This is a genomic window from Catenuloplanes niger, from assembly GCF_031458255.1.
Classification (GTDB): Bacteria; Actinomycetota; Actinomycetes; order Mycobacteriales; family Micromonosporaceae; genus Catenuloplanes; species Catenuloplanes niger.
This window is the reverse complement of sequence record NZ_JAVDYC010000001.1, coordinates 8087851-8114251: the sequence shown is the minus strand read 5'-3', so window position 1 is coordinate 8114251 and position 26401 is coordinate 8087851. Positions and strand designations below refer to the sequence as shown.

22 protein-coding genes are annotated in these 26401 nt (G+C 74.4%); 6 read left to right on the top strand and 16 right to left on the bottom strand.

Annotated features, from left to right (window positions below; genetic code table 11):
- The first annotated feature begins 3 nt into the window (after positions 1-3).
- Positions 4-1131, top strand: coding sequence for a spore photoproduct lyase family protein (locus J2S44_RS35660; RefSeq protein WP_310423389.1), 1128 nt, complete (start codon positions 4-6; stop codon positions 1129-1131).
- A gap of 148 nt (positions 1132-1279) precedes the next feature.
- Here the strand turns inward: J2S44_RS35660 and J2S44_RS35655 are convergent, their stop codons facing one another.
- The gene (locus J2S44_RS35655) at positions 1280-4666 is read right to left on the bottom strand and encodes a hypothetical protein (RefSeq protein ID WP_310423387.1); all 3387 of its coding nucleotides are present in this window, start codon (positions 4664-4666) and stop codon (positions 1280-1282) included.
- A 68-nt stretch (positions 4667-4734) separates the two neighbouring features.
- On the opposite strand from J2S44_RS35655, the gene J2S44_RS35650 reads away from it, so the two are divergent.
- Both J2S44_RS35650 and J2S44_RS35645 read left to right on the top strand, forming a co-directional pair.
- A complete protein-coding gene (locus tag J2S44_RS35650; protein ID WP_310423383.1) occupies positions 4735-5358 on the top strand; it encodes an L-threonylcarbamoyladenylate synthase in 624 nt (207 codons plus the stop codon).
- A 3-nt stretch (positions 5359-5361) separates the two neighbouring features.
- A complete protein-coding gene (locus J2S44_RS35645; RefSeq protein ID WP_310423381.1) occupies positions 5362-6087 on the top strand; it encodes an enoyl-CoA hydratase/isomerase family protein in 726 nt (241 codons plus the stop codon).
- A gap of 67 nt (positions 6088-6154) precedes the next feature.
- On the opposite strand, the gene J2S44_RS35640 is transcribed toward J2S44_RS35645, so the two are convergent.
- The 8 genes from J2S44_RS35640 to J2S44_RS35605 form a co-directional block, all read right to left on the bottom strand.
- Positions 6155-7150, bottom strand: coding sequence for a hypothetical protein (locus J2S44_RS35640; RefSeq protein WP_310423378.1), 996 nt, complete (start codon positions 7148-7150; stop codon positions 6155-6157).
- Positions 7147-8139, bottom strand: coding sequence for a S1 family peptidase (locus tag J2S44_RS35635; protein WP_310423374.1), 993 nt, complete (start codon positions 8137-8139; stop codon positions 7147-7149). The genes J2S44_RS35640 and J2S44_RS35635 overlap by 4 nt, the downstream gene beginning before the upstream one ends.
- A 1-nt stretch (position 8140) precedes the next feature.
- Entirely contained in the window at positions 8141-8464 is a 324-nt protein-coding gene (locus J2S44_RS35630) for a CU044_2847 family protein (protein ID WP_310423370.1), read from the bottom strand.
- A 129-nt stretch (positions 8465-8593) separates the two neighbouring features.
- On the bottom strand, positions 8594-9301 hold the full coding sequence (locus J2S44_RS35625; protein ID WP_310423367.1) for a class I SAM-dependent DNA methyltransferase: 708 nt from the start codon (positions 9299-9301) through the stop codon (positions 8594-8596).
- A gap of 139 nt (positions 9302-9440) precedes the next feature.
- Positions 9441-12203 (bottom strand): hypothetical protein, encoded by a 2763-nt coding sequence (locus tag J2S44_RS35620; RefSeq protein ID WP_310423364.1) that lies wholly within the window; start codon positions 12201-12203, stop codon positions 9441-9443.
- Between the two features lie 333 nt (positions 12204-12536).
- Entirely contained in the window at positions 12537-14234 is a 1698-nt protein-coding gene (locus J2S44_RS35615) for a glycerol-3-phosphate dehydrogenase/oxidase (protein ID WP_374727941.1), read from the bottom strand.
- A 139-nt stretch (positions 14235-14373) separates the two neighbouring features.
- Positions 14374-15891 carry a glycerol kinase GlpK gene (gene glpK / locus J2S44_RS35610; RefSeq protein ID WP_310423361.1) on the bottom strand — a complete coding sequence of 506 codons (1518 nt, stop codon included), beginning with the start codon at positions 15889-15891 and terminating at the stop codon, positions 14374-14376.
- Positions 15892-15951: 60 nt separating this feature from the next.
- Complete coding sequence (locus J2S44_RS35605) at positions 15952-16779, bottom strand: MIP/aquaporin family protein (protein WP_310423358.1); 828 nt, start codon at positions 16777-16779, stop codon at positions 15952-15954.
- A 128-nt stretch (positions 16780-16907) separates the two neighbouring features.
- On the opposite strand from J2S44_RS35605, the gene J2S44_RS35600 reads away from it, so the two are divergent.
- A complete protein-coding gene (locus tag J2S44_RS35600) occupies positions 16908-17666 on the top strand; it encodes an IclR family transcriptional regulator (protein WP_310423356.1) in 759 nt (252 codons plus the stop codon).
- Positions 17667-17668: 2 nt separating this feature from the next.
- Positions 17669-19165 (top strand): glycerol kinase GlpK, encoded by a 1497-nt coding sequence (glpK, locus tag J2S44_RS35595; RefSeq protein WP_310423353.1) that lies wholly within the window; start codon positions 17669-17671, stop codon positions 19163-19165.
- A gap of 199 nt (positions 19166-19364) precedes the next feature.
- On the opposite strand, the gene J2S44_RS35590 is transcribed toward glpK (J2S44_RS35595), so the two are convergent.
- The 4 genes from J2S44_RS35590 to J2S44_RS35575 all read right to left on the bottom strand — a co-directional run bounded on the left by J2S44_RS35590 (position 19365) and on the right by J2S44_RS35575 (position 22757).
- Positions 19365-20042 (bottom strand): DUF4232 domain-containing protein, encoded by a 678-nt coding sequence (locus J2S44_RS35590; protein WP_310423350.1) that lies wholly within the window; start codon positions 20040-20042, stop codon positions 19365-19367.
- Between the two features lie 336 nt (positions 20043-20378).
- Positions 20379-21602: a cytochrome P450 gene (locus J2S44_RS35585; RefSeq protein WP_310423348.1), complete on the bottom strand. Its 1224-nt coding sequence runs from the start codon at positions 21600-21602 to the stop codon at positions 20379-20381.
- Positions 21603-21667: 65 nt separating this feature from the next.
- Positions 21668-22261 (bottom strand): hypothetical protein, encoded by a 594-nt coding sequence (locus J2S44_RS35580; protein ID WP_310423345.1) that lies wholly within the window; start codon positions 22259-22261, stop codon positions 21668-21670.
- 25 nt (positions 22262-22286) lie between these two features.
- The gene (locus J2S44_RS35575) at positions 22287-22757 is read right to left on the bottom strand and encodes a hypothetical protein (RefSeq protein ID WP_310423342.1); all 471 of its coding nucleotides are present in this window, start codon (positions 22755-22757) and stop codon (positions 22287-22289) included.
- 17 nt (positions 22758-22774) lie between these two features.
- Here J2S44_RS35575 and J2S44_RS35570 point away from each other — a divergent pair, with 17 nt between their 5' ends.
- The gene (locus J2S44_RS35570) at positions 22775-23260 is read left to right on the top strand and encodes a GNAT family N-acetyltransferase (protein ID WP_310423340.1); all 486 of its coding nucleotides are present in this window, start codon (positions 22775-22777) and stop codon (positions 23258-23260) included.
- Positions 23261-23835: 575 nt separating this feature from the next.
- On the opposite strand, the gene J2S44_RS35565 is transcribed toward J2S44_RS35570, so the two are convergent.
- The 3 genes from J2S44_RS35565 to J2S44_RS35555 form a co-directional block, all read right to left on the bottom strand.
- Positions 23836-24960: an RCC1 domain-containing protein gene (locus J2S44_RS35565; RefSeq protein ID WP_310423337.1), complete on the bottom strand. Its 1125-nt coding sequence runs from the start codon at positions 24958-24960 to the stop codon at positions 23836-23838.
- Between the two features lie 142 nt (positions 24961-25102).
- A complete protein-coding gene (locus tag J2S44_RS35560; protein WP_310423334.1) occupies positions 25103-25603 on the bottom strand; it encodes an NUDIX hydrolase in 501 nt (166 codons plus the stop codon).
- 2 nt (positions 25604-25605) lie between these two features.
- Entirely contained in the window at positions 25606-26394 is a 789-nt protein-coding gene (locus J2S44_RS35555) for an alpha/beta fold hydrolase (RefSeq protein WP_310423331.1), read from the bottom strand.
- Between the last annotated feature and the right edge of the window lie 7 nt (positions 26395-26401).

The following is a 26401-nucleotide window of genomic DNA, read 5'->3' as shown; positions in this document are numbered from 1 at the left end:
TTCGTGGCTTTCACCGGCTCGACGAGGAGTGACGCGATGGGCGGCCCTGATCCCGGACCGCGCACCGATCGGGGCGGGCTGATGCTCGACATCCGCCGGATCTACGTCGAGCCGGCCGCCGCCGCGTCGCCGCGCGGAGCCGAGATCCTCGCCCGCTTCCCGGACGCGGTGCGGGTCGAGGTGGACAGTCACCACCGCATCCCCGAGCTGTACGGCGACGAGACGAACGTCAACCGGTGGGTGCGGATCAAACGCGAGGCGCTGGTGCTGGGCGTCAAGAAATCGCTGACCGCCCGCCCCAACGGCCGGTCCGCCGACTTCATCGCGCCGTCCACCGCGAACGGCTGCGCGATGGCCTGCGCCTACTGCTACGTGCCCCGGCACAAGGGATACAGCAACCCGGTCACGGTCTTCACCAACATCGACAAGATCGGTGGGTACGTCCGGCGGCACGCCGGCCGGCAGGGCGTCAAACCCGCGCCGAACGAGTGCGACCCGCGGTACTGGGTCTACGACATCGGTGAGAACTCCGACTGCAGCGTCGACGCGCTGATCAGCGACAACGTCCGCGACCTGGTCACGCTGTTCCGCTCGCTGCCGAACGCGAAGGCGTCGTTCGCCACCAAGTACGTCAACCGCGACCTGCTCGACTGGGAGCCACGGGGCCGCACCCGGATCCGGTTCTCGCTGATGCCGGCGGGCGACGCCAAGCTCCTGGACATCCGGACGTCCCCGGTCGCGGACCGGATCGCCGCGATCGACGACTTCGTCGCCGCCGGCTACGAGGTGCACGTCAACCTCTCCCCCGTCGTGGTGCGCGACGGCTGGCTGGCGGACTGGGCCGGCCTGCTCGACCAGCTCGACGCCGGCATCGGCCCGGCCGCGAAGGCGCAGCTGGCCGCGGAGGTCATCTTCCTGACCCACAACCGGGACCTGCACGAGGTCAACCTCGGCTGGCATCCGAAGGCCGAGGAGCTGATCTGGCGCCCGGACCTCCAGCAGGGCAAACGCTCGGAGAACGGCTTCTGGAACGTCCGCTACCGCACCGGGGCGAAGGGGCGTTACGTGGCGGCGCTGACCGACCTGATCGCGGAGCGCACGCCGTACTGCCGGGTGCGGTACGCGTTCTGACCGGCGCACGGGTGCCGGCACGCGCGGTCGTCCGGGTGCCGGCACGCGCGGTCGTCCGGGTGCCGGCACGCGCGGTCGTCCGGGTGCCGGCACGCGCGGTCGTCCGGGTGCCGGCGCCCGCGGTCGTCCGGGCGCCGTGGACCGGGTGTCAGCTCATGTCGACGCCGAACGCCGCCTCGCGCACGTCCGCGTCCGGATGCGCGCGCAGCGCCTCCAGCAGGCCCCGCCACGGCTCCTTCCAGCCGACCCCGGCGCCGTGCGCGACCAGCGCGACCGCGAACAGCCCGCCGGCCACGTCGCCGCGGGCGGTCAGCCGGGCGACCGCGTCCGGGTCGGACCAGTCGCGCAGGCTCCGCAGGCGGGTGGCCGCCCGGTCGGCGACGCGCGCGGCGAGGACCGGGCGGGAGGCGCACAGCGCCACGATCTCGTCCAGGTTGTCCAGCCGGCCCAGGTCGAGGAGCAGGCCCGCGGCGAGGCCGGTGAAGCCGGGCTGCCCGGCCAGCCACCGCGCGGGCTCGACCAGCGCGGACCGGTCCGCGCTCGGCGGCAGCGTGCGCGCCCGCACGGCCGCGCCGCGGGTCAGCACCTCGATCCGGCGCCGGGCCGGGCGATCCCTGTCGCCCGCGCCCACCGGCACCCCGGCCGCGGTCCCACCGCCGGTGGACGCTCCGCCGGTGGACGCGGCACCGGCGGACGCTGCATCAGCGGCCGGGGTGGCGGCGGTGGGTGCGGGTGGGGACGCCGGGTGGGGTGCGCCGCCGCCCGGCCGGGCGTCGAGCGCGACGAGCGTGGTCATCGCCCGGGCGAGCACGCCGGGACCGCCGGCCCGCAGCAGGCCGGCGACCTCCATGTGGGTGAGCGAGTCGCGGACGTCGGTGAGCCGGTCCGCGATCAGGTCGTCGACGCCGGTCAGCCACGGCGCCCAGCTCCGGAACTGCCCGAACGCGACCCGCCGGACCTCCCGGTCGTCCGCGGTCGCCGCGTCCACGACGAACTCGGCGTAGCGGCGCCGGTGCCGGGCCGCGATCCGGTACGGATGCGTGCTCAGCACCGCCCGCCGGTCCTCCCGGCTGCCGCCGACCGCGGTCCGCAGGACCGCCCAGCTCTCCTCCGCGCCGAGCCGCTGCCGGGCCGCGGAGACGATCGCGGCGCGCACGTCGCGGTGCTGGTCCGGCCGCGTGTAGGCGTCGTGCAGCACGGTCATCACGGCCGGCGGCCCGAACCGGCCCAGCAGCCGGGCCGCCTCCTTGCGGCTGGTCACCTTCGCCGGCCCGGTCAGCACCGGACCGACGACGTCGGCCAGCACCGACGGGGGTACGTACCGGGCCGCGCGCCCGGCCGCGTAGAGCGCGACCCGCGCCCGGTCGCCGTCCGCGTACCGCAGCAGGACCGGCAGCGCCTCGTCCGGCCGGTCCGTCCGGGCGAGCGCGCCGAGCGCGGCCTCCGCGATCGCCACCTCCGGCCGGTCGAGGTAGCGCAGCACCAGCTCGCGGCCCGCGCCGGGGATCTCCGCCGCGGTCCGCACCGCCCGCGCGCGCCGCCACACGTCCTGGCCCGGGTCCGCCGCGATCAGCGCCTGCAACTCCACGAACCGGGCCTGCTGTCGGGGCAGCCACCGTTCGGGCCGGGCCGACCGGTCCGGCACCCAGCGCGGGCCCGCCGACACGAACCGGCCCCGGACCGGGCCGTCCAGCACCCGGTCGAGCAGGTCGGTGCGGACCGTGCAGATCGTGGACCAGACGACGTACAGGCTCGCCGTGGACACGTCGTGGTCCAGCACCCGCGCGACCCGCGCGGCCCGGTGCCGCGGGTCGGCCAGCCACAGGTCGATCGCGGTGCGCGCGACCGACGGCAGCGTGTGCCGGCCGGTCGCCTCCCCCAGGAGTTCCTGCAGCTCCGGTACGGTACGGGCGCGCTTGCCGAGCGCGTGCGTGAGCGCGAACAGCGGCCCGTGGTTCGCCCGGGCGATCCCGTCCTCGACCCACCGGCGCAGCCGGGCGAAGACCGCTCGCTCCTGCCCGCGCCGCAGCACGGAGTCGAACCGCCGCAGCACCGGTACGGCCGAGCCGCTGCTCACCAGGTCGATCGTGAGCAGCGCCCACTCGGTCAGCTCCGCGGAGTCCACGTGGTGGCGGAGCACGTCGGCCGCGAGACCACCGAGCGCGGACGTGGTCGCGGCGGACGCGTCCCGGGCCTCGACCGCGTCCGTGGTCAGCCGGGTCAGCCCGGCCGCGGTACCGGCGGTGAGCAGCGGCGCGATCGCGGCCAGCGCGGTGAGCGCGGACGCCCGCACCGGGTCCTGCTCGTTGCGCAGCCGGCCCAGCCGGGTGACCACCTCGGCGACGGCCAGCGGGTCGCGGGACCGGCGGGCCGCGGCGACGAGCAGCGCATACCCGCTCGACCGCGCGTCGGCGTCGCCGGACCGCAGCGCGGTCTCCAGCGCCGCCCGCGCGTCCGGCCAGGCCAGGTAGGAGCTCCACGCCCACACCTGTGCCTCGTGCTCGCGGATCCTGGGCAGCGTCAGCACCCGGGTCGCCTCCCGGATCCGGACCGCGGCCGGCAGTACCTCCAGCACACCGGGCGCCGGAACGAACACGGACGTGTCGACGTCGGCCATGGCCAGGTCGTAGAGCTCGCCGCGCCGGCGCGGCGGGAGCGCGTCGAGGAGCGCGGCCAGCGCGGCCCCGTGGTGCCGGAAGCGGACGCCGATCGGGGCCAGCTCGTCCGTGGGCAACGCGGCGAGGCGGCGCAGCAGACCGGGCGGCGGCATGGTCCGTTCCAGCCAGCCGGTGCGGGCCGGCGCGGTGAGCAGCCGGACGACGCGGCGCGGGTCGTGCGTGGCGAGCCGGCTGTACGCGGTGAGCGGGCCGGGCAGCGTCTCCTCCGGACCGTACCGTTCCAGCAGGTCCAGTGCCCGCGCCGGATCGCAGCGCAGGACCGCGTGCACGACGTCGCCCCAGACCCGGTCGCGCTCCTCGGGGCCGGCCGCGGCCAGCCGTTCGCGCGCCCGGTCCAGCACCACGCCGGCGTGCCGGCGCACCAGCCGGCTCAGTCCGACACCGTGCTCCAGCGCCGGCAGCAGCGCCCGCACGGTGTCGGTGCCGCAGCCGGGCAGCAACGCGGCGGCCTCGTCGTCGCCGAACCGGGCGCGGACCTCGGGCATCAGCGCGTCCGCGACGTCCGGCGCGAACCGCCGGCGCAGCGCGCGGTAGACCCGCCGGCGTTCCGCCGGGGGCCGGTCCGCGTGGGTGTGGGCCGGCAGGCCGGCGTGCACGGCCGCGGCCAGCGCCTCCGCCCGCAGTGCCGGCACCGGGTCGGCCACCGCGGCCGCGATCCCCGCGGGGTCCCGCACCGCCGTCGCCGCGATCAGCGCGAGCCGCCGCTCGTAGACGCCCTGACCGCGGAGGTCCGCGCAGATCTCGGCGCGGTCCGGTGCGGTGCGCGCCCACCGGGCGAGCGTCGTCATCCGCTCCCGGTAGGACAGGGTCGTCAGCGACGTCAGCAGCTTGCGGGTTCCGGTCAGCACCGCGCCCATTGTGCCCGTGCACGGCTCGCGGCGAGATCGAATAACGGTCGGAGATCGCCGGGGAGTACGCTGCCGGGGTGGCCAGGTATTTCGACGTGCATCCGGACAATCCGCAGCCCAGGGCCATCTCTCAGGTGGTGGCGACGCTGCGCGAGGGCGGGCTGATCGCCTACCCGACGGACTCCTGCTTCGCGCTGGGGTGCCTGGTCGGCAACCGGGACGGGCTGGAGCGCATCCGGGCGATCCGCGGGCTGGACGACAAGCATCACTTCACGCTGGTGTGCCGGGACTTCGCGCAGGTGGGGCAGTTCGTGCACATAAGCAACGCGGTGTTCCGGTCGGTGAAGGCCGCGATCCCGGGCAGCTACACGTTCATTCTGCCGGCCACCCGCGAGGTGCCGAAGCGGCTGCTGCACCCGCGGAAGAAGACCGTGGGTGTGCGGGTGCCGGCCCACACGGTCACCCAGGCGCTGCTGGCGGAGCTCGGTGAGCCGCTGCTGTCGACCACGCTGCTGCTGCCGGGCGAGGACGAGGCACCGGTGCAGGGCTGGGAGATCAAGGAGCGGCTCGACCACCAGCTGGACGCGGTGCTGGACGCGGGCGAGTGCGGCGTGGTGCCGACCACGGTGATCGACCTGTCCGAGGACGTGCCGGAGGTGCTGCGCGTCGGCGCCGGTGACCCGTCCCGGTTCGAGGTCTGATCGTTGACCGGCCGGCTGGACGCGCGGGTCGACGGCGCGATCGCCACCGTCACGATCACGAACCCGCGCAAGCGGAACGTGATGACCGCGGACATGTGGCGGGCGCTGCCGACCGTGCTGTCGTCGCTGGCCGCCGATCCCGCGGTGCGGGTGCTCGTGCTGCGCGGTGCGGACGGCACGTTCTGCGCCGGCGCGGACCTGGCGAACATCGCGGAGGCGTACCCGGGCGGTGAGGACTCGATCGTCACGCGCGCCGAGGCGGCGCTGGTGGCCTTCCCCCGGCCGACCGTCGCGTACGTCGAGGGCTACGCGATCGGTGGCGGCTGCCAGCTGGCGGTCGCCTGCGACCTGCGGTTCGCGGCCGCGGACGCGGTCCTCGGGGTGCCGCCGGGCAAGCTCGGCATCGTCTATCCACACGCGAGCACCCGCCGGCTGGTGTCCGTGGTGGGCCCCGCGACCGCGAAGTACCTGCTCTTCTCCGGCGACCCGGTCGGTGCGCCGAGAGCCGCGGAACTCGGCCTGGTCGACGAGATCGCCACACCGGACCGCCTGGCCGAGTTCACCGCCACGCTCACGTCCCGGTCGCCGATGTCCCTGGCCGCCGCGAAGGCGTTCGTGGAGTCCACCGACCCGGCCGTGGTCGAACACTGGCACCGGGTCGGGATCGCCAGCCCGGACCGGGTGGAGGGCGTGGCCGCGTTCCACGAGAAGCGCCCGGCCCGCTTCTGAGCACCGCCGCACGACGATCACTCCACACCGGTCGCGCACCGCGGGTCCCACGGTGCGCGACGACGGTTCAGCCCGCCATCGGCGGCAGCGGTGGCGGGGTGCCCCAGCCGCCACCGCCGACGGCGGGTGGGAGCGCGCCGCCGTTGTGAGCGCGAAGATACTCCCGCAGCGTGTAGATCATGGCGTCGGTGTCGTTGCGGGTGACGCTCTCGATGTGCACCTGCGCCGCGTCCGCGACACCCATGATCAGCTCGACCGCGACCCGGCCGTTCACCATCAGTCTCAGCAACTGACGGCCGGTGACGTGCGCGATCAGGCCCTCGGACGGCTTCGGCGCGGCGACCGGGGCGGGCGGCGCACCGGGCGGCACCGGCACCGGCACGCCGGGCAGGAAGACGTTGACCCGGTCGCTGGAGGTCTCCATGCCGTCGACGTGCTGCAGGTGGTACTCCTTCGTGGAGTCGGTCAGCGTGGCGCCGGTCGCCATGTCCAGCACGCACTCGTACGTCTGCAGCTGGTTGTGCGACAGGTAGACCACGAGGATCTTCGACAGCGACGAGCGCACCCGCCCGTCGAACTCGCTGCGGCGCAGCCGGCACCACGGGAAGTTCTGCAGGTTCGGCAGGCCCGTGAAGACCAGCACGTTCCTGCCGTGCTGCAGCGTGACGTCACCCGGGTTCCGGTTCAGCCGTTTCCGGCCCGCCTCCACCGCGTAGTACGTACCCTCCTCCAGCCAGAGGTCCATCTCCTGGTCGGTCGCCCGCGGATACGCGAGCGCGTACGCACGCTGGTAGGCGTTGTACGCGCCGAGCAGCCGCGCACCACCCACCGGCGCGGCCACGATCCCGGCGAGCAGGCCGAGGCAGCCGAGACAGGCCACGCCGCCGGCACCGTTCGATCCGGACGGTGCCGAGGCGGAGACGCCGAACGCCACCACGGCGCCGCCGGCCAGCACGACGCCCCCGATCAGCAGCACCAGCGCGAACGTGTAGTCGGGCCGGACGGGCTCCGGATTGAAGTACTTGTCAACCCGCTCCGCGCGGGAGGACTGGACGACGTTCATGATCTGCTCCGTTGTCGAAGGAACCGCCAGGTCGCACACTCGGCGGCGGGAACGTGGTCGGCGATCTCCCCGGCCAGCCCCGGGTCGATGTCGCACAGGTCGGGCATCCGGACCGGGACCGGCGGCACCGGTGCGCCGCGCAGTGTGTAGCGGTCCTCCCGGACCAGCGCGAACAGCGCGGACGCGTGCGCGGCACCGGGATCGAGACGCACCGTGTTGATGAGCAGCCGCTCGACGCCGTCGGTGGTCTCACCACGGTGGTGAGCCGGCCGGACGCCGCCCAGCAGCGCGAGCGCCCAGTAGTAGTAGGCGTCCGAGGCGGACGGGCGGCGCCGCTGCACGTCGGCGAGGTGACGCAGGGCCTCCGGATACACCCGCCGGTCGAACGCGTCCCGGAACCGGTGAAAGTCATGATCGGCCCGGAGCGGACTCGCCAGGCGGGGACGGATCCACGGGTACGCCCCGGCGATCTCGTCCAGCGGCATCAGCCACGCGGTCCGGTCCGGTCCCGCCTCGCCGCTCACCACCATGCCCACGAGCAGCCCGGTCACGCCGTCGAGGACCGCGCCACCGCTGAATCCCGCCACGACCCACGGCGTGAACGCGTCCAGCGCGTCGATCTGCACCAGGCGGCCGTCCCGGGAGTCACCGGCGACCCGGCCCCGCGCCCGGCGCCCGTAGTCGTCGTCCCAGCCGGGCCGGCCGGGCAGGCCGAACAGCTCCAGCGGCGTACCACGGGCCGGTCGCTCGATCGAACCCAGCGGTGCCGGGTCCACCGCCGTCGTGCTGCGCGCGCAGGCCAGGTCGAGTCCGCCACCGGCCGGCGCGACCGGGCAGTCCTCCTCGGCGCGGCCGTACGCCGGCAGGCCGATTCGGCACCGCCGCTGCTCGCCGATGACGTGCGCGCAGGTCAGCACGCGTCCCTTCGCGGCGACGAATCCGCAACCGTGATCCCGGTCGGCCGACACGACGGCCCGCCAGGCGCCCATCTCACTGTGTCCGTTTCCAGAGCAGCTCCACGCCGATGTTGCCCTCCAGCGCGGACCGGGCGATCACGGCGCCCAGTTCACTGGTGAGCTTCACCCCGAACGTCAGCTTGATCTCGTCCGGCGACCCGGCCTTGCGAAGCACCCGCAACGCGTCCTCGGCCGCGTCGCGGATCTCGGCCAGGTTGCCGTCGAAAGCGGCGCGCACGTCGCGCACCCGGTCCCGTCCGGCGGAGACGGGAACTCCGCCGCGTCTCGGCTCCCGGACCTCCGCGATCACCCGGGTGCCGTTGGCCAATCTGAATCGCACGTACTCGGCATCGTCCACACCCAGCATCGAAACAACGAACGAAGATCATCTCTAACGGGTGTACGGTCCGGAAGCGTGGGCGTTCCGCCCTGCTCACGGCACTGACCGGCGTGGCCGTCCGGCGCCCGGGTGACCCCGTTCCGGGGGTCAGGAGGCCGGTGCCACGCGCTGCGCGACGAGCACCCGTTCGAGGCCCGGCCGGTCCGGTGCGTCGCGGATGTCGCGCACCGCGAATCCCGCGGCGCGCAGCGAGGCGCCGAGTTCGTCGAGGGTACGGAAGCGGAGCGTGGAGTCGGAGGTCAGCTCCGCGCCGTCCGGGAAGCGGTAGGTGTACCGGAACGACACCAGCGGCAGGCGCACGTCCGTCAACCGCAGCCGCCGCTCGATGCCGTCGCGGACCACGGGCTCGGTGGACCAGGTGGCCCAGTCGCGGCGTTCCGGGCGGCGGGTCTCGAACACCAGCCGGCCGCCCGGGCGCAGCGCGCCGTGGACGCCGCGCAGCGCGGCGGCCCACTCCTCGTCGGTGACGAACACCTGCGCCACGTTGCCGGTCATCGTGGCCAGGTCGGCGTCGACGGCCGGCGCCTGCGCCGCGCCCGCGTGCACCCACGTGACGCGCGCGTCCCGGGCCCGCGCGATCTCCAGCGAGGCGAGCGCCGGATCGACGCCGGTCACGGACCGGCCGGTGTCCGCCAGCATCGCGGCCAGGTTGCCGGTGCCGCAGCCGATGTCGATCACGCTCCGGGCACCGAACTCGCGCGCGATCGCCAGGTAGGCGGCGAGGTCGCGCCGGTCCCCGTCGAACAGGTCGTAGACCGCGGCGAGCCGCGGGTGGTCGAAGATGGCGTCGGGCACCGCACGACCGTACGGCCGAGCCGGGTTTACGGGTATCGATTTTTTCGAGGTGCCGCCCCGGCCGGGCGCACCTCCGTCCGGTGGACCGGAACAGCGGGAGATCCACGCCGCGGCCCGGAAATCCGGTCAGGAGCCCGCACTACCGGTAGAACGGGTCCGGCGGGTCGGCGGACGGCGGGCGGGCCAGCGGCAGCGCGCCGAGTGCGCGGCCGAGCTGTCCGCCGGCCGACTCGGTGGCCCGGCCGACCGGGATCGGCGGGATGGTCAGCGGCTCCGGCGAGACGAGCAGCATCGCGGGCGTGGGGAAGTTGCGGTCGCCGACCACGGCGACGGAGCCGAGCACGGCCTCGGTCGGCGCGGGCATCTCGATGCGGTGCCACTCGTCCGGGTGCGGCGCCGGGCGCACCGTGTGCCGGCCGGTCGCCCCGCCCAGCCACGCGATGGACGCGATCACCAGCGGTACGCCGCCGTCCGGCGCCTCGGTGGTGGCCTTGAGCCGCAGGTAGGGCGCGTCCACCTCGCACAGGATCCGCCACCAGGTCAGGCCGCGGCTGGTCGCGGACGCCACGTACGCGTAGAGGCGGTCCGGGATCGGTGGCGCCGGCGCGTCGGGCGCGGCCGGCGTGGGCGCGGCGACGGTCGGGCCGACGTCCGCGAACGCGCGCAGCAGCGGGCTCGGGTCCGGCACCCGCACGCGCACGTCCGGGACCGCGGGCGCGAGCGCGTCCGGGTGCCGGCGGACCAGGTCGCGCAGCACCCCGGCGAGCGCGGGATGCCGGGCGGCCGCGCTGGTCAGCAGCGCCAGCATCCGTACCCGCTGATGGTGGGTGGCGCGCGGCACGAACAGCGCCAGGTCGGCGGTGCGCAGCGCGGCACCGGCCGGCAGCAGCGCGCGGACCACCAACTCCTCCGCGACCAGCGCGGGCCGGACCGGCCGCCAGTGCCCGCCGCGCTCGGCCGGGTAGAGCTCGGACAGCCACGCGTCCACGTCGCCGGTGCCGTTGTGGCTGCCCAGCAGCGTGCGGGCCTCGTCGGCGGAGGTCGCGCCGAACAGCGTGGCGACCGCGACCAGCCGGGCGCGGGCGGCCCGGTTCGGCGTGATCCGGTGCCGGTCCGCGACCCGGTTGAGGTAGCGGTCCTCGTGCCGGAGCAGCGCGGCGAGCGGGTCGTGGTAGTAGCGGCCGGCGTCCGGCAGCGGGCGGCCGATCGCCCAGAGCAGCGCCGCGGCCTGCAGCGTCAGCGCGTGCCCGAACGCGGGCAGCGCCTCGGTCATCGGCCGCGGCGACTGCTCGACCACGGCCGTGTACGGGCTGCCCGGCATGCCCCGGTCGAAGACCTCGGCGAACGCGCGGGCGGCCCGGCGCTGCTCGGCCGCGCGCGTCGCCGGATCGGGGTAGAGCGGCCCGAGCGCGAGCATGCGGATGCCGGCCAGCCGGGTCCGGTCGCTGAGCCCGAGCGTCCACGACCCGGCGCTCCGGGCCAGCAGCAGCGCGCGGATCCGGGCCCGGCGGCCCATCGCCAGCCGGTCCAGCACCTCGGCCAGCAGCGCGGGCGGGCGGGACTCGGCGTCGTCCACGATGATCAGCGTGGGCGCGATCGGCCCGTCCACCGCGTCCAGCCCGGCGATCAGCCGCCGCAGGTCACCGGCGACGCCGCCGAGCCAGCCCTGCGCGCGCAGCCGGGTGAGCAGTTCGGCCGCGAGCCGCGTCTTGCCCTCGCCGGACGGCGCGTGCATCAGCATGTGGACGGTACGGTCCTCCGCGTTGCACCACGCGGTCAGCTCGCGGATCTCGCGCACCCGCCCGCGGAACGGCACCACCGCGGCCTCCGCCGTGAGCAGCGGCGGGTACGGGCCCTCCGCGGCGCGGGCCACCACGCGGTCCGGGCCGGCGTACGGGTCGATCAGCGCGTGCGCCAGCTCGACCGGCTCGGACACCACCGGCCGGGTGGTGAACCGGCCGACCGGGCGGGAGAACGTCCGGTCGCGCAGCAGCCGCCAGACCGGGGTGAGCGTGAGCGAGCGCCGCCCCGGCCGGTACGCGTCGTCGGTGATCACGCCGAGCAGCAGGCCGCGGGCGAAGACCGGCGCGCCGGCGAGACCGGGCGGCAGCGGGTCGGCGTCGAGTTCGAGCTGGTAGAGGCCGTCGGAGACGCGCACCCGGCCGGGGATGACGACCGCGACGTCGCTCTCGTCCTCCGCCGGGTGCTCGATCGGCGGCTCCGGCTCGCCGTCCGGTGGTTGCAGCGCCTCGAGCGCGCGCAGCGCCGAGATCGGGTCCGGCGGGCCGGTCACGATCCGCACCTGCCGGGTCGGCCCGGCCCACGCCGGGCGCGGCTCGTGGCCCCGGGGCCGGGCGGTGCCGATCGGCCGGACGGTGCCGCCGCCCGCCGCGGTCGTGCGCCGCTCGCCGGACCCGCGCGGGCCGGGTGACCCGCGCCGCTCGGGCGGGGTGCGTCGCTCGGGCGGGGTGCGCTGGGCGGGAGGCCCGTCGGGGGCACCCGCGCCCTCTGCGGCACCCGCGTCCGCACCGCCCACGTCCTCCACGGCACCCGGCGACCCGCCGGCACCCGGGGCCTCGCCGGCGTCCGGGCTGACCAGTGCCAGCGCGGAGACCTCCAGCTCGGTGCCGGACGACAGGATCCGGCCGAACCGGGCCGGTGGCAGCCGGGTCTCCCCCGCCGCGGCCGGCACCTCGACCAGCGCGACCTCCATCACCGGATCGGACCAGATCAGCCGGCCCGGCGTGGACGGCACGTGGTCGGGGTAGCCCTCCACCTCGACCGTGTCGTCCAGGCGGCCCGGATGGTGCTCCGCGGTCAGCACGAGGCCGTCCGCGATCACGTAGCCCAGCGGCCGGTCGGCGGCCCCGGCGACCCGGACGAGACGACTGGGCTCCGCCACTAGAGACCTGCTCCCTGACGGAACATTCCACCGTGGACGTTTCCCTGAGCCGCCACTCGTCCTCCTGTCCGTCCGCTCACCACATTGTGATCCACCCGACCACGTTTCGCGCCCCGGACACAAGGGACGGTACGGTCGATCTCGGAGACGGACGGTCGCGCGTCAAGGACCTGCCGTCCCGCTCCGCCAACGGCGTGGTGATCACTCCGGGACGACGGCCGGCGGAGGCCGCGTCAGCGCTGCCGGCGGGACCCGCGGCGGCGGGCGGTGGCGGTGACCGCGTATCCACCGGCGGCGATCATCGCGCACCACGGGTGGTGCACGCGGCCCGGGTCAGGCCAGCGGGACGACCTCGGGGGCGCCGAGGCGGGTGGCGTCGGCGGTCTCGTCGTCGGGCTCCTCCTGGGAGGCGCGCTCGGCCTCCACCCGGAGCCGGTAGTGCGAGATCTCCCGGCGTTTCTGCTCGTCGGTCCAGTGCAGCGCGCCGGCCATCAGGTCCGCGACCACCGGCAGCGCCTCCAGGCCGCGGTCGAACGTCTCGATCGAGATGCGGGTGCGGCGGGTCATCACGTCCTCGATGTGCCGCGCGCCCTCGAACGTCACCGCGTAGACGACCTCCGCGCGCAGGTAGTCGTCGGCGCCGGCCAGCGCCGGCTTCAGGGAGGGGTCCGCGGCGATCAGCGCGAGCACCTCGTGGATCAGCGCGCCGTACCGGCCGAGCAGGTGTTCGATCCGCGCGACGTGCAGGCCGGACGAGGCCGCGAGCCGGTGCCGCTGGTTCCACAGCGCCGCGAAGCCCTCCGCGCCGGCCAGCGGCACCCGCGCGGTCACCGACCGGGGTATCGCGCCGCCGAGGTTGTGCGCCGCCGCGTTCACCGCGTCCGCGGCCATCACCCGGTAGGTGGTGTACTTGCCACCGGCCACGACGACCAGGCCGGGCTGCGGCGACGCCACCGTGTGCTCGCGGGACAGCTGGGACGTGGACTCCGACTCGCCGTGCAGCAGCGGCCGCAGGCCCGCGTAGACGCCCTCCACGTCGGCCCGGGTCAGCGGCGTGACCAGCACCCGGTTGACCTCGGACAGCAGGTAGTCGATGTCCTTGCGGGACGCGGCCGGGTGGGCCTTGCCGAGCGTCCAGTCGCTGTCCGTGGTCCCGATGATCCAGTGCCGTCCCCACGGGATCACGAACAGCACGCTGGAGGCGGTGCGCAGGATCAGGCCGGTGGTCGACTGGATCCGGTCGCGCGGCACCACCAGGTGGATGCCCTTGGACGCGCGCACGTGGAACTGGCCGCGCTCGCCCACCAGGCCCTGCGTCTCGTCGGTCCACACGCCGGTCGCGTTGATCACCTGCCGGGCGCGGATGTCGAAGGTCCGGTCGTACTCCAGGTCGCGCACGCGCACCCCGGTCACCCGCGCGCCCTCGCGCAGGAAGCCGACCACCCGGGTGCGGGACGCGACGTGCGCGCCGTACGCGGCCGCGGTCCGGACCAGGAACAGCGTGTGCCGCGCGTCGTCGATCTGCGCGTCGGAGTACTGCAGCGCGCCGACCAGGCTGTCCTTCCTCAGCGCCGCGCACGCGCGCAGCGCCTGCCGCCGGGTCAGGTGCCGGTGCGGCGGCAGCCCGCCCCGCCGCGCCAGCATGTCGTAGAGCAGCACGCCCGCGCCGGCGTAGGCCCGTTCCCAGGCGCGGTGCCGCAACGGGTAGAGGAACCGGACCGGCCGGGCGAGGTGCGGGGCCAGCACGGACAGGATCAGGCCGCGTTCCCGCAGCGCCTCGCGGACCAGCCCGAAATCGAGCATCTCCAGGTATCGCAGCCCGCCGTGGATCAGCTTGCTGGACCGGCTGGACGTGCCGCTGGCCCAGTCCCGCGCCTCGACCAGGCCGACGCTCAGCCCGCGGGTGACCGCGTCCAGCGCGCATCCGGCGCCGACCACGCCACCGCCGATCACGACGACGTCCAGCTCACGATCGGCCATCGCGTCCAGCGCGGCGGCCCGGTCGTCCGGCGACAGGGTTCCGTTCGTCATGCTGCACCGCCCATCAGGATCAAAATCTCGCCACGGTACGGACCGTCCGCTCATCGATCCGCTCGGTGCCCGGCCACTGTCGTGGCCGGTGTCCGGGGGCGGGCCGCCGTCGGTGGGCGACCCGCCCCGCGGATCGACCTCAGTCCACGTCTACCCAGTCGAGCGTCCGTTCCACGGCCTTCTTCCACCGGCCGTAGCCGGACTCGCGGCGTTCCGCGTCCCAGTTCGGGGTCCAGCGCTGCGACTCGTTCCAGTTCGCCCGCAGCTCGTTGGTGTCCTTCCAGAAGCCGACCGCGAGCCCGGCCGCGTAGGCCGCGCCGAGCGCGGTGGTCTCCGCGACGACCGGCCGGCTGACCGGCACGCCGAGCACGTCCGCCTGCAGCTGCATGCAGAGGTTGTTCGCGGTGACGCCGCCGTCGACCTTGAGCACGTCCAGCGTGACGCCGGAGTCCTCGCGCATCGCCTCGACCACGTCCCGGCTCTGGTAGCAGATGGACTCGAGCGTGGCGCGCGCGATGTGCGCGTTCGTGTTGAAGCGGGACAGGCCGACGATCGCGCCGCGCGCGTCCGACCGCCAGTACGGCGCGAACAGCCCGGAGAACGCGGGCACGAAGTAGACGCCGCCGCTGTCCTCGACCTGCGCCGCGAGCGACTCGCTCTCCGCCGCGTTGCCGATGATCCGCAGCTGGTCGCGCAGCCACTGCACGGCCGAGCCGGTCACCGCGATCGAGCCCTCCAGCGCGTAGACCGGTGCGGCGTCACCGAGCTGGTACGCGACCGTGGTGAGCAGCCCGTTGCTCGACCGGACCAGCTCGGTGCCGGTGTTGAGCAGCATGAAGTTGCCCGTACCGTAGGTGTTCTTGGCCTCGCCGACGTTGAAGCACACCTGCCCGACCGTGGCCGCCTGCTGGTCGCCGAGGTCACCGGTGATCGGCACCTCGCCGCCGAGCGGCCCGGAGACGCGGCAGACGCCGTAGCCGGACGGGTCGGACGACGGCCGGATCTCCGGCAGCATCGCCCGCGGGATGCCGAAGAAGGACAGCAGCTCGTCGTCCCACTGCAGCGTCTCGAGGTTCATCAGCATGGTGCGGGACGCGTTCGTGACGTCCGTGACGTGCTTCCCGCCGTCCACCCCGCCGGTGAGGTTCCACAGCAGCCAGGAGTCGGTGTTGCCGAAGATCGCGTCGCCGCGCTCGGCCGCCTCCCGCACGCCGTCGACGTTCTCCAGGATCCACTGGATCTTGCCGCCGGAGAAGTAGGTGGCGGGCGGCAGGCCGGCCTTCTGCCGGATCACGTCACCCCGGCCGTCCCGGTCCAGCGCGGACGCGATCCGGTCGGTGCGGGTGTCCTGCCAGACGATCGCGTTGTAGTACGGCCGGCCGGTGCGCCGGTCCCAGACGACGGTGGTCTCGCGCTGGTTGGTGATGCCGAGCGCGGCCAGGTCGGTCGCGCCCAGGTTGAGCTTGCCCATCGCGGTCCGGGCGACCGCGACCGTGCGCTCCCAGATCTCGATCGGGTTGTGCTCGACCCACCCCGCCTGCGGCAGGATCTGCTCGTGCTCCAGCTGGTGCCGGCCGACCTCGTTGCCACCGTGGTCGAAGATCATGAAGCGGGTGCTGGTCGTTCCCTGGTCTATCGCGCCGACGAAGTCAGCCATCGGGTGCCCTTTCTGGTCGAGGGGGCGTGCTCACGACGTACCCCCGCGGGAATGTGATCCTCACACGCCGGTGCGCTGCCTCGGGACGTCCGGCTCGGCCACCGGCGCGGGCTGCGCCGGCAGGAACCGGCCGATCAGCGCCTGGTAGAGCCCCGCACCGAGCACGCCGCCGATCAGCGGCCCGACGATCGGTATCCAGAAGTACGGATACCCGTTCTGATCTCGGAACGCGTCCTCGTAGCCGGTGAGGAACGACGCCAGCCGCGGGCCGAGGTCGCGGGCCGGGTTGATCGCGTAGCCCGCGTCCGTGCCCCAGGCCATGCCGATCGCGACCACGATCAGGCCGACCACGAACGGGGCCAGGTTCGCGCCCGGCGGCGTGTTCAGCACGTCCGTCACGGCCAGGATCAGGAACAGCAGGATCGCGGTGCCGATGATCTGGTCCCGGAACGCGCCCCACTCGCCGACCGGCAGCGCGCCGTTGCCCGGCAGCGTGGAGAACACGCCCTGCGACTTGATCGTCAGGCCCGGGTCGAACGCGTTGAGCACCTCCGTATAGTTCCAGCGCACGATCAGCGCCGCGACGAACGCGCCGAGCAGCTGGGCCAGTGCGTACGGTGCGACCTTGCGCCACGGGAAGCCCTTGAAGACCGCGAGCGCGACGGTGACCGCCGGGTTGAGGTGCGCGCCGCTGATCCGGCCCGCCACGTAGACGCCGAGCGTGACGCCCAGGCCCCACGCCCAGGCGATGCTGTCGTGGTCGCCGATACCGCCCGCGACGACCTGGGCGACGACGCCGCACCCGAACAGGATGAGGATCAGGGTGCCGGCGAACTCCGCGGCCAGCTCGCCGGTCAGGCCACCGGGGATTCTGAATCGCTGTGCCATCTTGCCTCCACAGTTACGGAGTGATTGCACTGTCGTTACCGGCTCTGACGCTATGGACGGTCAACATTGATCGTCAACGAACCGGGGTCGGCATTGTCGAACGCCGGGTTTCGATGCAGTCTTGGTGCATGCCGGGCCCGGTGCAGTCGATCGAGCGGGCGGCCGCGATGCTGCGCCTGCTCGCGCACAGTCACGGCCGCCTCGGCATCGTGGAGATAGCCCGGTCGCTGGACCTGGCCAAGAGCACCACCCACGGCATCATCCGCACGCTGCAACGGGTCGGCTTCGTCGAGCAGGACGAGACCGGCAAGTACCGGCTCGGCGCCGCCCTGCTGCACCTCGGCACCTCCTACCTGGACGTCAACGAGCTGCGGTCCCGCTCGATCAACTGGGCGGACCCGCTGGCCGCGCGCAGCGGCGAGGCGGTCCGGATCGGCACGGTCCTGGAGGGCCAGGTGCTGGTCGTGCACCACGTGTTCCGCCCGGACGACTCGCTCCAGACGCTCGATGTGGGGTCGTTGCTGCCGTTGCATGCCACTGCGCTGGGAAAGGTGCTGCTGGCGTACGACTCGACGGCTTTTGCTTCTTTGCGCACCCTGGAGGCCTTCACCCGCCGGACGCTGACCGACCGCCGCGACCTCGCCCGCGAGCTGGTGACGGTCCGTGACTCGGGGTTCGCCGCCGAAACCGGTGAGCTGACCCCGGGCGAGGCCTCGCTGGCCGCACCGATCCGCGGCTACGGCGGGCTGGTCGTGGGCGCGATCGGCATCTCGGGCGCGATCGACCGGCTCTGCTCCGCGTCGCTGCGCCCCGACCCCCGGCTTGTCGGATACGTCCGGGACGCGGCCCGCGCGGTCTCCCGGGACCTGGGCTCCCGTGGGGGATGAGCATGTCCGAGCGGTACGTCGTCGCCATCGACCAGGGCACCACCTCCACCCGCTGCATCGTCTTCGACCGGCGCGGCCGGTTGCACGCGGTCGCCCAGCAGGAGCACCACCAGTACTACCCGCGGCCCGGCTGGGTCGAGCACGACGCCGTGGAGATCTGGCAGCACGTCCGCCGCACGGCCGCGGCCGCGCTCACCTCCGCCGGGATCACGCTGGACCAGGTGGCCGCGCTCGGCATCACCAACCAGCGCGAGACCACCGTGCTCTGGGACCGGCACACCGGCCGCCCGGTCGCGCGCGCGATCGTCTGGCAGGACACCCGCACGGACGAGCTGGTCAACGCGCTCGCCGCGACGCCGGGCGCGGAGAGCGTGCCGAAGCGCAGCGGGCTGCCGCTGGCCACCTACTTCTCCGCGCCGCGGATCCGCTGGCTGCTCGACCACACGCCCGGCCTGCGGGAGCGCGCCGCGCGCGGTGACGTGCTGTTCGGCACGATGGAGACCTGGCTGATCTGGAACCTGACCGGCGGCCTGCACGTCACCGACGTGACGAACGCGTCCCGTACCCTCCTGATGGACCTGCGCTCGCTGTCCTGGGACGACGAACTGCTGTCCTTCTTCGGCATCCCGCGCGCGATGCTGCCGGAGATCCGGCCGTCCGTCGGGCTGCTCGGCACGGCCACCGAGGTCTTCACCGGCGTGCCGATCGCGGCCGCGCTCGGCGACCAGCAGGCCGCGCTGTTCGGCCAGACCTGCTTCACGCCCGGCGAGGCGAAGTGCACCTACGGCACCGGCAGTTTCCTGCTGCTGCACACCGGCCTGGAACCGGTCGCGTCCACGCACGGGCTGCTCAGCACGGTCGCCTACCAGATCGACGGCGCACCGCCGGCGTACGCGCTGGAGGGCTCGATCGCGGTCACCGGCTCGCTGGTCCAGTGGTTCCGCGACCAGCTCGGCCTGATCACCACCGCGCCGGAGATCGAGACGCTGGCCCGGACCGTCACGGACAACGGCGGCTGCTACATCGTGCCCGCGTTCTCCGGCCTCTACGCCCCGCACTGGCGCAGCTCCGCCCGCGGCGTGATCGTGGGCCTGACCAGCTACATCACCAAGGGGCACCTGGCCCGCGCGGTGCTGGAGGCGACCGGCTGGCAGACCCGCGAGGTGGTCGACGCGATGAACGCCGACTCCGGGCTCGCGCTCTCCACGCTCAAGGTGGACGGCGGCATGACGTCGGACAACCTGCTGATGCAGTTCGTCGCGGACGTGCTCGACGTGCCGGTGGTCCGCCCGATGGTCGTGGAGACGGTCTCGCTCGGCGCCGCCTACGCCGCCGGCCTCGCGGTCGGCTACTGGCCGGACCTGGCCGCGCTCCGCGACCTGTGGCACCGGGCCGGCCAGTGGCTGCCCGACATGGACCCGGCGCTGCGCACCACCGAGTACGCCAACTGGCAGCGCGCGGTCGCCCACACCTTCGACTGGATCCAGCCGCCGCCGTGAGCCGCTGGGCTCGGCCGGCGTGGACGACCTGATCGCGCTCGCCGAGGCGCGGGCGGGCTCAGCGGGGTCCCAGGCCGGTGCGGCCGTCGAGCAGCTCACGGGCCGCGTCCAGGTGGCCGGCGTGCCGGGCCGTCCCCGTCACGGCGGTGACGCCAGCAGCGCCGTACGACAAGTTCCCGGCCTACAGCAGCTTCCCGGCCTACAGCAGCGGACGGGACGGCTCGACGTGCGGGGCCGACGGCGGGGCCGGCGGTGTCCCGGTCGGCGCCGCCTCGCCGGGTGCCCGCTCGATCAGCCACGGGCTGACCCCGAGCCGCCCGGTGCTGCCCAGGTCGAGGCCGCCGTCCGGGCCGAGCACGGTCGCCGGGCGGCCGGCCGCCGGCGCGACGGCCAGGTGCGACACCACGACCGGTGGCCGGCGCGTGTCGTCGTACGTGTTGCGCCACACCACGATCGCGGACGCCCGCTCCCCGGGCCGGACCACCACCGGCCGCGGCGGATCGCTACGTCGCGGCAACGCACCGGCGATCTCGGTGACGCCGTCCAGGACCCGCACGTCCAGCGGTTCCCGTTCCGCGCCGAGCGGCGCCACGTCCGGGTAGCCGTCCACCCGGTAGTCCACCGTGCCGCAGTTGACCAGCCACACGCCGAGCGCCCGCAGGCCCATGGCCGCGTCCCGCTCGGCGAGCTCCAGCCGTACCCCCTCCGGCCCGCACGTCGCCGCCGGCGACGGTGGCGCGTCGGTGCGCTGCCACGACGGCTCCGCCCCGGCACAGCGCACACCCTCCCCGCAGGAGTCCCCGCCCTGCCCGGGCCCACCGGGCCCACACCCGGAGAGCAGAAGCAGAGCGATCACCGGGTACGCCAGACGCCGCATTCCACGGATCATGCCGTATCCCGGCGCGGACACCGCGTTCCGGCCGTCGTGCGGCCGGCGCCGACCCGGCTGGGCGCGGCCGCGGTGACTCCCGTTCCGTACCGCCGCGGGTCCGGCGCCGGTATCGGCGTGGGAGACGGGCCGCGGCGGGGCCCGCGCGCCGGCACATACGTTAGGCTCGATGTCGTGACGGCGGGCCGTCCGGCGGCCGCCGCCGCGTGGGGCTTCCCGGCTCGTCCGCCCCGCTCCCCGACGGCCACACCGTCCGGACCGGGTGGGCCGTCCTCTGATCGCGGTGGGCCCCCGTTTCCCCCGTTACGGGGGCCCACCGCCCGGTCAGTCCCCCGGCGTACGTCCGCGCGCCGTCCGCACCGGCAGCGTGAGCGGGCCGCGTACGTTGATCGATCGCCGGATCACGACGGGCCGGTCCGCGTCGGCCGTCAGCCCGGGCAGCGCGGCCAGCGCGATCCGGGTCTGCACCCGGGCCAGCCCCGCGCCCGCGCAGGTGTGCCCGCCGGCCCCGAACCCGAAGTGCCGGGACGGCGTCCGGGTCGGGTCGAAGCGGTCGCCGTCCGGGAAGCGCTCCTCGTCCCGGTTCGCGGACGCGAACACCAGCAGCACGTCCGCGCCCGCCGGGATCCGCACGCCGCCGAGCACCGCCGCCCGGGTGGCGAGCCGGAAGATCGTCGGCACCGGCGACTCGTACCGCAGCGTCTCCTCGACCACGTGCGACGGCGGCAGCCGCGGCGGCCACCGGTCCGGGTGCCGCAGCAGCAACCGGACCGCGTTGCCGATCAGGTCGGTGGTGGTGATGTGCGCCGCGCCGAACGTGCCGCCGATCGTCCCGACCGTCTCCGCCTCCTGGTCCGCGGTCAGCGGCGCGCCGCCCGGTGCGAGCGCCGCGACCACGTCACTGATCAGGTCGCCGGTCGGCTCGGCCCGCCGCGCCCGCACGTAGCCGGCCAGCATCCGCTGGAAGGCCACCACGGTACGGGCGTCCGCCGCCTCCGCGGCCTCGCCGACATCCGCGCTGCCCAGCCGGAACAGTGCCGCGCTGCCCGCCCGCGCCACCGCCACGTCGCCGGCGTCCAGTCCGAACAGTTCCGCCGCGGTGCCCACCGGCAGCGGCGCGGCGAACCGCTCCACCAGGTCCGCCCGCCGTGGCAGCGCAGCGGCGAGCGCCGCCGCCCGCTCCCGCATCCGCGGTTCCAGCGCCGCGATCCGCCCCGGCGCGGTCAGATGCCGGGTGTACGGCACGCGCAGCCGGTGATGGGCCGGCCCGTCCGAGGTGACGTGGTCGGGTTTCGGCGGGAAGCCCTCGGCCAGCACCGCGAGCGTCGCCGGGAACAGGGCCCGCACCGGCCGCAGGCTGTTCGCCGACGAGAACCCGGCCGAGTCCCGCAGCACCGCGTCCACGTCCCGGAACCGCGTCACCACCCAGGCGTCCAGCCGTGGCGAGTAGAACACCGGCTCCCGCCGCCGCGCGGTCGCGTAGAACGGATAGGGGTCCGCGAGGTGCGCGCCGAGCGGGTCATAGCTCTCCGCGAGTTCGCTGACCATCGGCTCGTCTCCTCACCCGGGAACGCCCTGATGAGAATCCCCCGGCCGCCCCCGCACGGCAACCCCTACGCGCCCGGCCCCCGGAGATCCCGGACGACGACGTCGTCCGGCCGTTCGGCGCAGTCGGGATGGTGAAGGTCGAGCAGGGCCGGATCGGTGGTCAGCGCGGTGCGCCCGACGTAGGTCTCGTCCAGGAAGAACGTCGCCCGGGTGCCCGCGCCGGCGGGCGCCGCGAACCACTCCGGCGGCGCGATCGCGTGGTGGCCGTGCAGCGTCTGCCGGAACCCGCGGCCGTCCCGCCACACCTCGAGGTCGACGTGCGTGCAGAGGCCCGACGATTGGATGTACATCCACCGCCGCGCGGGGTGGGCCAGTGTGCCGTACCGGTGGATCACCGGTGTCTCGTGACCGGGTGGCAACGTGTCCGGCTGGTCGTCCGTCACCGAGAACACGAGATCGGCGCTGATCTCCACGACGACCCGCGGCACGTGGGCCGCCGGCCCGTCCGGCCACGGGTGGAACGCCTGCCGCGCGACCGCCTCGAGGATCCGGGTCGGCAGCTCCGGACTCCCCCGGTCCACCCCGAAATACACCCGGGTGCGCCGTCGCACCGACTCCTCGGGCGGCAACACGGTCAGCTCGTTCTCGGCGTCCGCCACGCCGTCGACGCTATCCCGGCCGGGGTCACCGGTCCAGTGTGGACCGGGACCTGGCCAGGAAGGCGCCGCGCAGGTCGTCGAGCTCGGTGTAGAGGTCGTCGAGCGAGGGCACGCCGTCCCAGACCGCGCGGTTGAGGCGCTCGAAATAGGCGCGGGCGGAGGTGTGCACGTCCGCGGGGTAGAGGACCTGCAGCATGCGTTCCGCGACCCAGAGACGGTGCATGACCTCCTGGGCCGCGACCGGCCACGGGTCACCGGTGGACCAGTCGTCCGGGCGCTCGAACGCGGCCCGTTCCGCCTCCGCCGCCACCGCGACGAAGCGCTCCAGGTGCACCAGCCGCTCCGCGCGGCGGCTCTCGGCACGCTCCACCTCGCGCCGGCGCTGCTCGGCCCGCGCGCTCATCCGCAGCGTGCTGTGCTGCACCAGATAGGACAGTCCGCCACCGAGCAGCACCCCGCCGAGCGAGGTGAGCGCGGTGAGTGTCTCGCCGGCCACCGCGATACCGTACCGCGATGATGGTGCGTGACTTCGGCGACGACGACTGGCCCGGCGTGTGGCGGATCATCCGCGACGTCGTGACCGGGCAGGAGACCTTCCCCTACGACCCGCGGATGACCGAGCCGCAGGCCCGCGCCATGTGGATCGAGTCGCCGCCCGGCCGGACCGTCGTGGCGGTGGCGGACGGCCGGGTCCTCGGCACCGCGAAGATGGGCCCGAACCGCCCCGGCCCCGGCGCCCACGTGTCCACCGCGAGTTTCATGGTCGCGCCGGACGCGCGCGGCAGCGGCGTCGGCACCGCGCTGTGCGCGTTCGCACTCGACTGGGCCCGCGCGGACGGCTACGCCGCCATGCAGTTCAACGCGGTCGTCGAGTCCAACCACGCGGCCGTCCACCTCTACCGCAAACAGGGCTTCGACATCCTCGCCACGGTCCCGCGCGCCTTCGCCCACCCCACCCTCGGCCGCGTCGGCCTGCACCTGATGTACCAGGAGTTCTGAGCCCGGCACCACGGAACCGACAGCAGAACCCCGAAGGCGATTTTCCCGCTTCCGGCGCGGTCGCGTCCCCAGTGCTCCCGCGGGCACCGGTCGTCGCCGGCGCTCCTCCCTGCCGGCCCCGCCGTGGCCAGGACAATCCCCCGGCGCCCCGCCATCGGCCCCTCCCGGCCGCCCGGCCCGGATCCGGTGGCGCGGCCAAGGATCGCGGGGCACCGCGGCGGTCGCGTGGTTCTTCTACCGGCACCGCGCGGCACCGGCTCCGAGGCCGCCCGGCAAGCGGAGCGCCAGCGGAGACTTGCCGGGCGGCGAGGTTGGCCCGCGGGAGCATGCGGGCCGCACCACACCGGGAGCGGGAAAAGCAAAAACCGCCTCCCACAGCCAGCCGGAACGCGGGGTCCGGGGCTCGGCCCCGGGAAAACCCAGCGCCCGCGGGAGCATGCGGGCCGCACCACACCGGGAGCGGGATAAGCGTGATGTCGCTCGTGACGCGTCGGGTGCGGACGGATGGCCGGAGTCCGGTGGCGGGTGTCCCGCGACCGTCGTCCGGCCATCGTCCGCACGGCGGAGGCCGCCGGTTACGGGAAGGTCACCTGCCCGGGGGCGGTGCGGCGGACGGTGGTGCCGTCGCCGAGCTGGCCGCTGCCGTTGTTGCCCCAGCACCACAGCGTGCCGTCGGTGCGGACGCCGCAGCCGTGGTAGCCGACCGCGAGCGGGCCCGTCCAGGTGGTGGCCGTGCCGACCCGGGCCGGGGTCTTCCGGTGCGTGGTGGTGCCGTCGGCGAGCTGGCCCTGGCCGTTGTGGCCCCAGCACCACAGGCTGCCGTCGGTGCGGGACGCGCAGGTGGTGTCGAAGCCGACCGTGACCGCGGCCCAGGTGCCGCCGGTGACCTGGAGCGGCGCGGTCTGGTAGGGCACGTCCGCGCCCAGTTGGCCGTAGCCGTTCTCACCCCAGCACCACAGCGTCCCGTCGGTACGGTTCGCGCAGGTGAACGTGTATCCGGCGGTCACGCCGGCCCAGGTCGCCGCGGTGCCGACCTGCGTGGGGCTGGTGCGGTAGCCGAGGCTGCCGACGCCGAGCTGCCCGCTGGAGCTGTCACCCCAGCACCACAGCGTCCGGTCGGTGCGGGTCGCGCAGGTGTGCGCGAACCCGGTGGTGACGCTCGCCCAGGTGGTGGCGGTGCCGACCCGCAGCGGCACGGTCGAGACGTAGACCGACCCGCCCTGGCCGAGCTGGCTGTGCCGGTCGAAGCCCCAGCACCAGAGCGATCCGTCGGTACGGGTGGCGCACGTGTGGTTGTCGCCGGCGCTGACGGTCGCCCAGGTGGTGGCGTCGCCGACGCGGACCGGTGCGGTGCGGTTCGTCGTGGTGCCGTCGCCGAGCTGGCCGCGGAAGTTGTTGCCCCAGCACCACAGTGATCCGTCGGTGCGGACCGCGCAGGTGTGCCCGGTGCCGCCGTCGGCCGCGGTCCAAGAGCCGGCGATCGCGACCGGTGTGGACCGCGCGGTGGTGCTGCCGTCGCCGACCTGGCCGCTGGAGTTGCTGCCCCAGCACCAGAGCGACGCGTCACCGCCGACCGCGCAGGTGTGCCCCCACCCGACGGTGACGGTGGAGATCGTGGCCGGGGCCGCGGCACTCGCCGGCGCCGCCATGCCCAGGACGGCGACCGCGAAAGCGACGACCAGCGTCCACAGTGAACTCATACGGTGTTGCCTCATACGCTGAACTCCCGGAATAGGTGGGTGGCGAGGCGATGGGAGCGCTTCCAGGCATCCTACATCGACGTCCGGCGATATCAAGCCGTCGCGGGACGCGCCACCGGCCGGGCGCCGGGGGTGCCCGCCGTCAGACGGTGGGGACCTCCGCGCCGTCCCGGGCGAACCAGGCGGTCTCCCCGCCGTCCAGCGTGGTCTCGATCCGCAGCCGCTCGTAGTCGTTCAGCGGTGGCAGCGTCGCCCGCGCGTACCACCCCACCTCCAGCGACTCGTCGTCCGCGACGTGCGCCACCCGTTCCTGGCCCGGGACCGGGCGGCAGAGGAACCACACGTTGAGGTACTCGCACCGGTCCCCGTTCGGGTAGGCGGTCGGATGCAACGCCACCCCGGCCAGCCGCTCCACGGTCACCCGCACGCCGGTCTCCTCGAGCACCTCCCGGACCGCGGCCTCGGCCGGCTGCTCGCCGGGATCGATCACCCCGGACGGGATCGACCACCGTCCGTCGTCGCTGCGCCGCTGGAGGAGCAGCTCGCCCGCGTCGTTCACCACGACCGCGGAGGCGCTGGGCAACATCAGCAGGTCGTGCCCGATCTGCTTCCGCAGGCCGGCGATGTAGTCGGAGACACCCATGATCAAACCTTAGCGAGGAAGGCCCGCAGCGCCGCCAGGAACGCGTCCGGCCGGTCCAGGTTGACGGTGTGCGCCGCGCCGTCGATCACGACCTGCTCGGCACCGTGCGCCGCGAGCTCGTCCGACACGCGCCGGATGTCCGTCGTGTCCAGCGTCCCGACCATGGTGAGCACGGGTTTCGGCAGCTCAGCGAGCCGGCCGACCGCCCCCACCTCGAGCATCCGCCCGGTCGCCTCCACCGACAGCCGCACCACCCCGTCCCGCATCATCGCCGCGCACTTCTCCCGCATCGCGGCCGGCACCTGCTCCGGCGCCCGGTACGGCCCGTCCACCCAGGCACGCAGCATCGCCTCGACGAAGCCCTCCGCGTCCGCCCGCGCCGCCGCGTCCGCCTGGGCACGCCGGCACTCCAGCGTGAACGGGTCCGTGAAGGTCATCCCGCTGACCCCGGTCGCCACCAGGACCAGGGTCACCGGCACCTCGGGATACGCCAGCGCGAAGTCGATCGCGGTCCGCCCACCCAGCGACAGCCCCACCAGAACCGGCCGCTCCGCCCCGACCTGCCGCAGCACGTCCGCGAGATCCCGGTACGCGCGATAGTCCCCGCGCGCCGGCGTGGACCGCCCGTGCGACCGCGCGTCGTACCGCGTCACCCGGTGATCCACCGCCAGCGCCTCGAACTGCCCGTCCCACATGGACGCGTCCAGCGCGCCACCGTGCAGCAGCACCACGTCCCGCCCGCTCCCGGCGGTCTCGCAGTACAGCTCGCCGTCCTCCACCGCAATCCGCACACCACGC